The 12018-nt window shown below is 64.6% G+C and carries 11 protein-coding genes; 2 read left to right on the top strand and 9 right to left on the bottom strand.

Annotated features, from left to right (window positions below):
* From gatA to KAZ48_04310, 5 genes are all read right to left on the bottom strand, one after another.
* Window positions 1–1193: Asp-tRNA(Asn)/Glu-tRNA(Gln) amidotransferase subunit GatA (gatA, locus tag KAZ48_04330; GenBank protein ID MBP7972004.1), on the bottom strand; the 1193-nt coding region annotated here is incomplete at its 3' end.
* A 28-nt stretch (window positions 1194–1221) separates the two neighbouring features.
* On the bottom strand, window positions 1222–1527 hold the full coding sequence (gatC, locus tag KAZ48_04325; GenBank protein MBP7972003.1) for an Asp-tRNA(Asn)/Glu-tRNA(Gln) amidotransferase subunit GatC: 306 nt from the start codon (window positions 1525–1527) through the stop codon (window positions 1222–1224).
* A 66-nt stretch (window positions 1528–1593) separates the two neighbouring features.
* Window positions 1594–2679, bottom strand: a complete 1086-nt coding sequence (locus tag KAZ48_04320; GenBank protein ID MBP7972002.1) for an alpha/beta hydrolase — start codon at window positions 2677–2679, stop codon at window positions 1594–1596.
* Window positions 2680–2767: 88 nt separating this feature from the next.
* Entirely contained in the window at window positions 2768–4972 is a 2205-nt protein-coding gene (ligA, locus tag KAZ48_04315; protein MBP7972001.1) for an NAD-dependent DNA ligase LigA, read from the bottom strand.
* The gene (locus tag KAZ48_04310) at window positions 4969–6030 is read right to left on the bottom strand and encodes a hypothetical protein (GenBank protein ID MBP7972000.1); all 1062 of its coding nucleotides are present in this window, start codon (window positions 6028–6030) and stop codon (window positions 4969–4971) included. The genes ligA and KAZ48_04310 overlap by 4 nt, the downstream gene beginning before the upstream one ends.
* An 82-nt stretch (window positions 6031–6112) precedes the next feature.
* Here KAZ48_04310 and KAZ48_04305 point away from each other — a divergent pair, with 82 nt between their 5' ends.
* On the top strand, window positions 6113–6862 hold the full coding sequence (locus KAZ48_04305) for a TRIC cation channel family protein (protein ID MBP7971999.1): 750 nt from the start codon (window positions 6113–6115) through the stop codon (window positions 6860–6862).
* Window positions 6859–7524: a TRIC cation channel family protein gene (locus KAZ48_04300; GenBank protein MBP7971998.1), complete on the top strand. Its 666-nt coding sequence runs from the start codon at window positions 6859–6861 to the stop codon at window positions 7522–7524. The genes KAZ48_04305 and KAZ48_04300 overlap by 4 nt, the downstream gene beginning before the upstream one ends.
* A 43-nt stretch (window positions 7525–7567) precedes the next feature.
* Here the strand turns inward: KAZ48_04300 and mnmA are convergent, their stop codons facing one another.
* From mnmA to KAZ48_04280, 4 genes are all read right to left on the bottom strand, one after another.
* Window positions 7568–8683, bottom strand: coding sequence for a tRNA 2-thiouridine(34) synthase MnmA (gene mnmA, locus KAZ48_04295; GenBank protein ID MBP7971997.1), 1116 nt, complete (start codon window positions 8681–8683; stop codon window positions 7568–7570).
* Window positions 8680–9909 (bottom strand): cysteine desulfurase, encoded by a 1230-nt coding sequence (locus KAZ48_04290; protein MBP7971996.1) that lies wholly within the window; start codon window positions 9907–9909, stop codon window positions 8680–8682. Before KAZ48_04290 ends, mnmA begins: the two co-directional genes overlap by 4 nt.
* Window positions 9910–10162: 253 nt before the next feature.
* Window positions 10163–11116 carry an electron transfer flavoprotein subunit alpha/FixB family protein gene (locus KAZ48_04285; GenBank protein ID MBP7971995.1) on the bottom strand — a complete coding sequence of 318 codons (954 nt, stop codon included), beginning with the start codon at window positions 11114–11116 and terminating at the stop codon, window positions 10163–10165.
* Between the two features lie 14 nt (window positions 11117–11130).
* Window positions 11131–11910 (bottom strand): electron transfer flavoprotein subunit beta/FixA family protein, encoded by a 780-nt coding sequence (locus KAZ48_04280; protein ID MBP7971994.1) that lies wholly within the window; start codon window positions 11908–11910, stop codon window positions 11131–11133.
* Window positions 11911–12018: the final 108 nt, after the last annotated feature.

Here is a 12018-nt window from a genome sequence, read left to right as displayed (position 1 = left end):
TCCACGTCGGCAAACGCATTGGCGAAGTCCTGCGCGATCAGCGTTCGAACCTTCTGCGCTTGGCCGTAGTAGGCGTCGTAATACCCACTGGACAGCGCATAGGTTCCGAGCATGATCCGCCGCTTGACCTCCGCACCGAACCCAGCTTCCCGGGTGGCGGCCATCACCTGTTCGACGTTGGCATCTCCGTCGTCGCCTGCTCGTAGGCCGAACCGCATTCCATCGAAGCGAGCCAGGTTCGAGGACGCCTCACTTGGCAGAATCAAATAGTAGGCAGCCATCGCGTATTCGAAGTGCGGGCAATCGACCTCGGTGACCTCTGCCCCGAGCTCGCGCAGAAGCTCGACTGCCTCATCGAAGCGCTGTTGAACGCCTGCCTGATAGCCCTCACCGCGCAGTTGCTTGACCAGGCCGACTTTGAGTCCGCGAACGTCGGCCTTGCTGGCGGCGGCGACAACCTCGGGAACTGGTAGGTCAAGGCTGGTTGAGTCACGCGGGTCGTGACCGGCGAGGGCCTCGTGCAGCAGCGCTGCGTCGGCGACCGTGCGGGCACATGGTCCCGCTTGATCCAGCGAGGATGCCAGGGCGATCAGGCCGTAGCGGGAGACTCCCCCGTACGTGGGTTTGACGCCCACACTGCCGGTGACGGCGGCTGGCTGACGGATCGATCCGCCAGTGTCGGTGCCGACTGCCAGCGGTGCCTCGTAGGAGGCGACCGCCGCAGCTGATCCACCGCCGGAACCGCCCGGGATCCGGTCAAGGTCCCAGGGATTGTGGGTGGGGCCGTAACCGGAGTGCTCGGTGGACGACCCCATCGCGAACTCGTCCATGTTGGTCTTGCCAAGAATGACGCAATCGGCCGCGCGCAGCCGCGCCACCACGGTCGCGTCGTACGGCGGCTTCCAGCCCGCCAGGATCCGGGAGCCCGCCGTGGTCGGCACGTCCTGCTGGGCGAAGACATCCTTGAGCGCGACCGGAACCCCGGCCAGTGGTCCGAGGGTCTGTCCCGCAGCGATCTTGGCGTCGACGGCACAGGCCTGTTCGCGGGCACCCTCGTAGTCCACATGCAGGAATGCATGGAGTTTCCCGTCAATGGCATCGATGCGGGCGAGGTGCTCGTTTGTCACCTGCAGCGCGGTGACCTCGCCCGCAGCAATCGCGCGAGCAATCTCCACCGCAGACAGCCGATACAGGTGTTGCCCGGTCTGTGCCGTCGTCACGTCACTCACCGTCCAGGATGCGGGGCACACGGAATCGCTCGTCTTCGACTGCGGGCGCACCGGACAGGGCCTGATCTTTGCTCAGGGTGACGGCGACCTCATCCACCCGCCACACGTTGACCAGTGACTGGGGGTGCGACATCGGCACGACGTCATCGGCAGCGACTGTGGATACCTGCTGCACCGAGTGCAGGATCTGATCGAGTTGACCTGCGTAGAGAACCACCTCGTCCTCCGAGAGCTGCAATCGGGCCAATCTGGCCAAGTGCGCCACCTGCTCAGCTGTCAGGGAAGTCTCTTCAGTCATGCGGGCATCCTATGAAGGTCGCGCCGGGCACCAACGCGGGGCGTGCAGATGCCCCAGCGGTCAGACTCAAGCGTGGGTGTCGGCCCACATCGTCAGCACCATCTGGGCCACCTTCTCCGGGGCTTCAAGCTGGGCAACGTGACCCATCTCGGGAAGGGTGACAACCCGACCGTTGTGGAAGGACCGAGCGGCCCGATCAGCGAGGCGTGAGTCAACCAACTTGTCGTGGGTTCCGAAGATCGCCAGCGTGGGACATTCCACACGCTCAGCCAGTGGCCACAGGTATCCGGGTCGGCCCGGGATGTAGGCGTCAACCAGGCCTCGGGCCGACTGCCGCAGTGCCACTGCCGAGACTCCGGTGCGCAAACGCCAGGCAGTCTCCTCGATCTGCTCGTCGCGGCGAGCGGCCGAGACCAGGCTGGGGTCCGCGTAGCAGGCCTCGTGCATCCGATCGACTGCGCGCTCGGGGTCACCTGTGCGCAGAACACGTCGGGCCACATCGCGAAGCAGCGGCGTTGACTGCAAGATGATCGGCGCGACGCTGAGTTTGGGTCGTAGGTCAGGCAAGGCCGGGGACACCAAGGTCAACGTCCGAACCAAGTCGGGTCGCAGCGCAGCGATCCGGGTCGCGATCGCGCCACCCATCGAATTGCCGAACAAGTCAACAGGGCCGACACAGCGGTCTTCGATCAATCGCACGACGACTTGGGCGTGCGCGGGAAGGGAATAGTCGCCATCTTTCGGTGGACTCGACTTGCCAAATCCCGGCAGATCGGGGGCGATTCCACCGGCCACTGGCGCGAGCAGATGCATCAAGTCCGTCCAATTGCGCGCCGCCCCTCCCAGACCGTGGACGTAGACAGCGTGACGCACTCCGGGCTGGCCGAAGTTGGGCGTGGACCGAAGGAGCACCTCGCGCTGGCCCGCCTCGACGATCCGGCCCGGGAAGGTCTCCACCGGTGGCTCGCCTCGACCCGGCAGCACGTGCGGCACGGTCCGGTAGGTAGCCAGGAGATCTTCGATTTGTTGTTCGGTATCGCTAGCGGTTGACATTCCTGCCGGAGTGGAATCGGACTGTTGCACCGACGGGTCACGGCCGGACATTCGCTTGGCGCTCTTTGGGGTGCGGTGCGTTGCGGTCACTGAAGCCATGCGAGTCATCCTGACAGCCACTGGCCTGCGCATCGAGGTCGGCCACGCCGGTTCGCGGGTAGTACGGCCCTATCCGAGCCGACTGCACCTATTGCGGGTGCTCTGGCAAGGCCGCTGGGCCTTCGTCAATGAGGCGTCGGAGTCCAGCCACATCCAGGATCGGGACTCCGAGGGACTGCGCTTTGTCGAACTTGGAACCAGGGCTGTCGCCGGCAATAAGCGCAGTGGTCTTCTTCGAGACCGACCCAGTGACTTTGGCACCCAGCTCGGCTAGTTGAGCCGTCGCCTCGTCTCGGGTGATGCCCGCCAGAGTGCCGGTAATCACCACGGTCACGCCGGCAAGCGGTAGCGGACCCGAGGAGGTGCGCTCTTCGGCGAGGCGAACCCCGGCTTGGCCCCACTTCTCGAGCACAGCACGGTGCCAGTCTTCGCCGAACCATTCGACCACTGCCTCAGCGATGATCGGGCCGACACCTTCGGCGCTCGCCAACTGGTCGGCAGTTGCGGTTGCGATCGCGTCGATACTTCCGAACTCGCGGGCAAGCGCCTGCGCTGCTGTCGGTCCGACGTGGCGAATCGACAGGGCGACCAGCACCCGCCACAGCGGGCGCCGTCTTGCCGCCGCAAGCTCGGAAAGCAGCGTCCGCGCGTGCTCAGACAGTTGCGCGCCCTGCTCGCCGTGCTCGGGAGCGCGCGTGAAGAAGGTACTGCGCAACAGGTCCGGAGCCGTGAGACCAAACAGGTCCCCTTCATCCTCGACCAAGTGATCTTGCAGCAGCGCCTGCGCTGCCTTCCAGCCCAGCCCCTCAATGTCCATCGACCCGCGGGTTCCCACATGGAAGAGTCGCTCCCGCAATTGCGCTGGGCACGACCGGTGGTTCGGGCATCGGATGTCGACGTCGCCCTCCTTGGCGGGTGCCAGCAAGGTGCCACAGACCGGGCAATGGGTGGGCATGACAAACGCGCGTTGGCTGCCGTCGCGGTCTTCGACGACGGGGCCGAGGACCTCCGGGATGATCTCACCCGCCTTCCGGAGGAAAACGGTGTCACCGATGAGGACGCCCTTGCGGACCACCTCCGCGGCGTTGTGCAGGGTCGCCATAGACACGGTCGTGCCGGACACCTGCACCGGCTCCATCACGGCAAACGGAGTGACCCGACCGGTCCGCCCGACGTTCACCTGAATGTCCAGCAGTCTGGTGCGCACTACCTCTGGGGCGTACTTGTAGGCGATGGCCCATCGGGGCGCACGCGATGTGAATCCGAGGCGGGCCTGCAGGTCGAAAGCATCGACCTTGACGACCACCCCGTCGATCTCATGGCTGACCTCGTGACGGTTCTCGCCGTAGTAGTCGATGTAGGACTGCACCTCAGCGAGTTCCCGGTGAACCGTCACGCGGTCGGAGACCGGCAGCCCCCAGCCAGCAAGCGCCGCATATGCCTTGGATTGGTGGGTGGGTTCAAATCCCTTCCGGGCGCCTACCCCGTGCACGACCAGTCGCAACGCTGCCAGTGCGCGCGTGGCTCGATCCAAATCTGCCTGGAGTCGGTCGACACGCAGTTGGGCTCGGCTTGACACGCCCGGGTTGCTGGCCTGCTCCAGCGCTTTCACAGCATTGGCGAGCTCGCGCTCGCGTTTGTCGACCCGTTGGCGCAGAGTCCCCGCGCCCGCGTTGCGGGGGTTGGCGAACGGCGATCGGCCAAGCTCCAGCATCTGATCGTTGATCTTGCTGAACTCGGCTACCGGAAAGTAGACCTCGCCGCGGACCTCAAGCAGTTCGGGAATCGGCAGCGAGTCAGCGCCGGCCACCAGTTCGGTCGGGATCGCCGGTAGGAACCGGACGTTGGCGGTCACGTCCTCACCTGTTCGTCCATCGCCGCGAGTCGCCAACGATTGCAACCGGCCGCGGCGATAGACCAAATCGACGGCAAGCCCATCGACTTTCAGCTCGCACAACAACGCAGGCAGCTCGGTCAGTTCCTTGACGATGCGGTCGGTCCAAGCCGTCAACTCCGCCATCCCGAACGCGTTGTCCAGACTCATCATCGGTTCCAGATGTTCGACCGGATCAAACATCTCCGATCGAGCACCACCCACGGTCTGGGTGGGCGAGTCACCGGTAACCAGCATGGGGAACGCGGTTTCCAGATCAACCAATTCGCGATAGAGAGCGTCATACTCGCCGTCATCGATGGTGGGAGCATCGCGCTGGTAGTAGCGGATCCGAGCGTCGTTGATCCCATCGACGAGTTCTTGCCAACGGTTCCTGTCCGGCTTGGTCGGGTTGCTCAACGCCCTTGCCTTTCTGCGGTCTGCGCATCGTCATCGCGTAGTGCACGTCCAGCGGCTACCAGTGCTTTGGAAATCGGCCGAGTCGCCGCCAACGAGGCAACCCCGGCCAGGCCACAACTTGGCGAGAGCAGCAGCCGCCCACTGGCCTCACCGTATGACACCGACAGCCGGCTGAGAACGGTCAACAGTGGTCGAAGCACAGCAGCTGGTGTGAGGTTGTCGGGCCGACCCATCGGATCAACAACACCTGCCATGAGCAACGCGTCGGAATCCAGTAGGTTTCCAAATTCCTCGTCGCTGGCCTCGCCGCGGTCACTGGTCAGGTCAATCGAGACGATCTGCGCACCGGTCTGGCGGATCAGGTCGATTGGGGCATCGCGGCCACAGCAATGGATCGCCGTTGAGGCCGGGGTGAGCATGACGCTGGCGAGCAGCTCGCTGAGGACTGCCCTGGCTGCTGGCTCGGGGACGGGCGGGCACGCACCCCACCCGCTCTGGGTTCGAATGCGGCCAGCGAGAACAGCGGGCAATGATGGCTCATCGAACTGAATGACGATCTGCGCACCGGGCAACCGTTGGCGAATATCGTCGATGTGCAGCGACGCTGCCTGTGCAGACGCTGCAGCCAGGTCACGAACGGCGCCCTGGTCGAAGACGAGCGCCTCGCCGTTCTTCCCCTCGACGGCAGCGGCCAAGGTCCAGGGCCCAACGAGTTGGACCTTGAAGGGTCCCGAGTAGGTGTCCCAGTGGGATTGCGTCGCGTCTAGGTCCTCGCCGAGCCAGGCCAGCCCACGCCTCATGGTTGCGGGCAACTGCGCCGAGGTTTGCGAAGCGAGCCGCCACCCCGTCGTGGTGGTCGTGGCCGCGAACTCAGGACTAACAGTGCCGGCCAGCAATGCCAGCGCGCGGCCGATCATGTCCGCGCCTGGCCCCCGCGCCGGCAACTCGGCGAGCACAGGCAATTCGGGGAACTCACCGCGAATGACCGCTGCGGTCTCCCACGGATCCACGCCAGGGAACGAACCTACGGCCGTCGAGGCTGCGGGTTTCACGGTCATCGGTGACATTGAGCCACCAACTCGTCAGACATGCCCACGCGGACCACCCAACCACGGTAGTCCGCGACTAACCTCAGTGGTTGTGTCCAAGGGTGTGGAAATCGCGGGCGTGTTGATCACGCTGCCAACATGGGCGCCCTACGTCGCCGTCGCGGTCTCTGGCCTGGCGGGAGCGGTCGACGCCGCCAAACGTGGCTTCGATGTCATTGGCATTTTGAGCATCGCCATTGTTTCCGGGGTGGGCGGTCTGCTCCTGCGCGACATCGTGCTCCAAGACGGCACGCCAGTCGTCCTCACCAAGCCGGGGTTCCTGGCGACCGCTGGGGCGGTGGCAGTCTTTGGGTTCTTCTTTGCGGGCCTGATTTCACGTGTCAACGGAGCGCTCGTGGTTTTGGAGGGCCTGGCAATCGGCTTTCTGTGCACAGTCGGCGCAACTCCGGCGCTCAAGCTTGGTTTGGGTTACTCATCGGCTGTGCTCACCGGTGTCGTGACTGCGGTCGGAGGAATCGTGCTGCGCGACATCCTTTCCGGCACAGCCCCTCGGATTGTGCGACCGGGGTCGTTCGTCGCGATCGCGGCACTTGCCTCGACCTCTGTCTTTGTCGCGCTCCTCGCAATCAAGACCAACATCGTGCTGGCCCAGTTCATCGCCATGGCCGTCGCCCTCGGATTGCGCATCGGCGCCCACTGGCTGGGGTGGGGAACGCGACCAGCCAACGAGCTTGCCGATTCCGTCTGGGGCTTTTGGTACCGAGGCAAGCGCAAAGTCACCGACCTCACGGTCAAGCCGGGCGACAAAAGCTTCAGTGATTCGGATCAACGATCGTCATGAGCAATTCGCTGGCAGTTCCGGGCTTCCTCGATGCCATCGCCATCCTCTTCGGGGCTCTGACCGGTGCGATGGCCGCAACCAGACGAGGCCTGGACTGGTTCGGCGTGCTGATCGTCGCTTTTTGCACGGGCGTTGGCGGCGGCATCATTCGCGACATTCTGTTGCAGAACGGCGTGCCCGCCCTGCTCAGCAATCCGCGCTACCAGTTGTACGCGACGATCGGAGCCATCGTCGGTTTGTTCTTCGCCAAGGGGGCGGCCCGATTTCAGCCCGTCTACGTCGGTGTCGACACGCTCATGATCGGGGTCTGGGTACTGCTCGGCGCCAGCAAGGCTCAGCAACTCGGAATCCCAACGATCGGGATCATCTTCGTGGGAACCGTCTCAGCTATCGGTGGTGCTGTGCTGCGTGACGTCCTGGTCCACGAGAAGCCGGACATGTTGCAGCCCGGTCATCTGTACGCGGCCGCCGCTCTCGCCGCCGCAGTCACGTACACCGCACTGAGTGCTTGGTCTGTGCCGGTGGGGATTGCTCAGCTCAGTGCGATCGCGATGGCGGCCGGACTCCGAACCATCTCGGTCAGGTTCGACATCGTCACGCCGTCGCCCTACGACGTCAGCACCAAGGTGTTGCAGGCGGTGCACTTGGAGACGCGCTACTGAACTCGTTGCGCTGGAAGCGGGTGTGACGGTGTGGCGCTAGTCGTCAAGCAACCGGTTGCCGCGTCCGCCTCGTGGCCGAGATGGTGACCGACCCGACGACTCTGGTGCCGTCATAGATCACCAACGCCTGGCCTGCGGCCACACCCCGCAGCGGCTCCGCCAAGGTCACAGTGACGGATCCCTCGGGTTCAACTGCGGTGATCGTCGCGGGAACTTCTTCTCCGTGTGCTCGAATTTGCACCCCACAGTCGGAACCAAGGTCAATCGGCTCGTTGGCCCACCGCGCCTTGATTCCGGTGATCACATCGACTTCCAGCAGCGTGGGTGGGCCGACCATCACCGTACGACTGCGGGGATCGACACCGACCACATAGCGGGCGCCACCGTCGGCTGCCGGAGTGGTGATACCCAAGCCCTTGCGCTGCCCGATCGTGTAGCCGAAGGCACCATCGTGCTGCCCGAGCACGTCGCCAGACTCGACGTCGACGATGTCGCCGGGTGAGGAACCCAGCCGACTGCGCAGCCATCCGGCGGTGTCACCGTCGGGGATGAAGCAGATGTCGTGGCTGTCCGGTTTGTTGGCGACGAGCAGTCCACGGGCGGCGGCCTCGTCGCGAACGTCGGACTTCAGCGAGTCTCCCAGTGGGAACATCGACGCAGCGATCTGCTCCCCGGTGAGTACACCGAGCACGTAGGACTGATCCTTGCCGGGGTCGATCGCCCGGTGAAGCTCCGCGCGTCCGCCAATGTCGACGACCTGCGCGTAGTGGCCGGTACACACTGCATCGAAGCCCAGGCCCAACGCCCGATCAAGAACCGCGGCGAACTTGATTCGTTCGTTGCAGCGCATACACGGGTTGGGGGTGCGACCCGCAGAGTACTCAGCCACAAAGTCGTCGATCACATCCTCGGAGAACTCCGCTGCCATGTCCCATACGTAGAACGGGATCCCCAGCGCGTCGGCGGCCCTGCGCGCGTCTCTGGCGTCGGACAGGGTGCAACAGCCGCGGGCCTTCTCCGCCGTTTGCGCCGGGTTCATCGACAACGCCAGGTGAACTCCGACGACGTCGTGACCCGCGTCGACTGCCCGCGCGGCGGCAACCGCAGAGTCAACTCCGCCGGACATCGCTGCGACGACACGCAACCGCGACGCGTTCATCGCGCAACTGCCCGGGCGGCGGCTCGGGCGCGGGATTTCCCGACCGCGTTCTGCGCTCGCGCGACGGCATCGGGTAGCGCCGCGACGGCTGCATCCACGTCGGCATCTGTTGAGTTCCAGCCCAGGCTCAACCGAAGCGAACCTCGAGCAACCGGCTCCGAGACACCCATGGCCAACAGGACGTGGCTGGGCCTGGGGACACCAGCCGTGCAGGCGCTGCCAGCCGAACACTCGACACCGGCGGCATCAAGGAGCATCAGCAGCGCATCGGCTTCGCAGTCAGGAAACGACACGTTGGCGATCCCCGGCAGAACCTCGCTCGCAGTTGGGTTGACGGTGACCCCAGGGACCGCCGCTTGGATGTCCGCGACGAGTCGCTTCCGCAATGCCGAAATGTGGCGACTCGCCTCGTCGCGCACGACACAGGATTGCTCGTAGGCAGCCGCCAGCGCGGCGATCGAAGCGGTCGCCAGAGTGCCCGATCGGACGTCCACCTCTTGGCCACCGCCGTGCAGCAGCGGCTCAAGTCTGGGTCCGGAAACCACGAGGGCGCCCACGCCGATCGGGGCCCCGAACTTGTGGCCGGAGATGCTCACGGCTGCTGGCGGAATCTGCCAGCCATCCGACGTCGACAACCAGCCGATCGCCTGAACCGCATCGGTGTGCAGGGGCACGCGCGCCTCGGCACAGAGGCGAGCAATGTGGGCGAGCGGTTGAATGGCGCCAGTCTCGTTGTTTGCCCACATGACGCTCACCAACGCGAGGCTGTCGCGGTGCCGGGCGAGCAGTTGTTCGAACGCCTCCAGGTCAACGACACCGGTCCGGTCAACCGGGATCAGCACCAGCTCAGCTTGCTCATGGTGAACGAGCCATTGCGCCGGATCAAGCACCGCGTGGTGCTCGATCGCCGACACCAAGACGACCCGTCTCGTCGGATCTGCGGCCCGCGCCGACCAGTAGAGGCCCTTGAGGGCGAGGTTGTCGGACTCGGTGCCCCCTGAGGTGAAGATGACGTCGCTGGGACGAACATTCAGGTGCCCGGCGATGGTCTCCCTGGATTCCTCCACCACCCGGCGAGCGCGTCGCCCGGACGTGTGCAGGCTTGACGCGTTTCCAGTCTGATCAAGCTGCGCAAGCATCGCCGCCCGGGCGGCCGGGCGAACCGGGGTGGTCGCAGCATGATCAAGGAATGCCGTGGCACGCGCTGATCCCGGGGAGTTCGCCACGCAGTCGATTCTAAGGTGACATCGCCGATCAGCCTCGGCCGAGTGTCGTCAGAGCACGCGACTGTAGTCAGCTTGCAGCGCAGCGGCGATGAATTCAGCAGGCTCCCGCGCGCCAGCGTGGGTCCAATGAATGCCGTCCGGAACCCGCTGGACAGGCAACGAGCCCGTGTGAAAACCGTGCTAACGGGGTTGACGGACACCCATGAGCACGGTTTTCACACGGGCTCGTTACTAATACAAAAGCTAGCGGTGACTAGCCCTTGCGCTTGGCAACTTCCTCGGTGAGTTGCGGCACAACGGCGAACAAATCGCCCACCACTCCGTAGTCGGCCAACTCGAAGATCGGCGCTTCGGGGTCCTTGTTGACCACGACGATCGTCTTAGAGGTCTGCATGCCAGCGCGGTGCTGGATCGCACCGGAGATGCCATTGGCGATGTAGAGCTGCGGAGAGACCGTCTTGCCGGTCTGGCCCACCTGGTACTGGTGGGGGTACCAACCAGCGTCCGTCGCCGCGCGCGAGGCACCGACGGCGCCGCCGAGGGAATCGGCCAGCTTCTCGATGACCTCGAAGCCTTCCGGTCCGGCCACGCCGCGGCCGCCGGAAACCACAACTGCCGCCTCAGCGAGTTCCGGGCGAGCGCCCTTCTGCTCGGCAACGCGGTTGGTGGTGCTGGCCTTGGTGGCGGCCTCGGACAGCGCGACAGTCACATCGGAGCGAGTACCCGCAGCAGCAGCAGCCTCGGGCGCAGTGCTGTTGGGTCGCACAGTGATGATCGGGGTTCCGCTGCCAACCTTGGCCTTGACGATGACACCGCCACCGAAGATCGACTGGGTGGCCGTCAGGTCGGCGTCGATTCCGACAGCGTCGGTGATGACACCGCTGTTGAGAGCAACAGCGAGTCGGCCAGCGGCCTCTTTGCCATCAGCACTCGAAGGGATCAACACTGCGGCTGGGGACTTGTCGGCCACCAACTGCCCAAGCACCTCGGCAATGGGTGCTACCGGGTGTGCTGTCAGTTCAGCCGCGTCAGCGACATAGACGTTGACCGCGCCGTACTCAGCCAGCGTTGGCAGTGCCGTGTCGGCACCGTCGCCGATGAACACAGCGGAGGGCTCACCGAGCGTGCGCGCCAGCGTCAGCAGTTCGAGCGTGACCTTCTTGACAGTTCCGTCGACGTGGTCGACAAGTACGAGGACTTCAGCCATGACTCACGGACTCCTTAGATGAACTTCTGCGAGGACAGGAAATCGGCGATCTTGACGCCGCCGTCACCCTCATCGGTGACAACGACACCAGCAGCGCGGGGAGGCGCTGCGGCGAACTCAACGACCTCGGAGGCGGACCCGGCGAGCCCGACGGCTGCGGCGTCGACACCGATGTCTGCGAGTGCGAGTGTCTCGACCGGCTTCTTCTTGGCAGCCATGATGCCCTTGAAGGATGGGTAGCGAGGCTCATTGATCTTCTCAACGACGGAAACCACCGCAGGGGTGGCACCGCTGACCTCGTCGTAGCCAGCTTCGGTCTGACGGTTGATCTTGACATCGCTGCCGCTGATCTCCACCTTGTTGGCGAACGTCAGTTGGGCAACCCCAAGTCGAGCGGCAACCATGGCTGGCACCACGCTCATGCGGGCGTCGGTTGATTCGGAACCGAAGATCACCAAGTCGAACTCGCGACCCTCAATGACCTTCGCGAGTGCCAGTGATGTGCCGAGCGCATCGGACCCGTGCAGCGACTCGTCCTGCAGATGAATCGCCGAGTCGGCGCCCATGCTCAAGGCTTTGCGGACGGTCTCGGTGGCCTTCTCAGGTCCCATGGTGATGACGACGACTTCGCCGCTGTTGGCCTCTGCGATCTGCAGCGCCTCTTCCACCGCGTACTCATCGAGCTCGTTCATGACACCGTCGACGGACGCGCGGTCGAGCGTTTTGTCGCTGTCACTGAGCTTCTTCTCTGCCCAGGTATCTGGGACCTGCTTAACGCAGACTGCGATCTTCATAGTCGAGACTCGACCTCCAATTGGGGCTCTGCTGTGTGGCAGAGGGGGTCACTGCAAACAACTTCCCGTCCGATGTTACCGGTTGGTAATAACGCGCGTTAACGGCCC

This window comes from Candidatus Nanopelagicales bacterium (assembly GCA_018003655.1).
Taxonomy (GTDB): domain Bacteria; phylum Actinomycetota; class Actinomycetes; order S36-B12; family UBA10799; genus JAGNDY01.
This window is presented reverse-complemented; position numbering and strand designations above follow the sequence as displayed.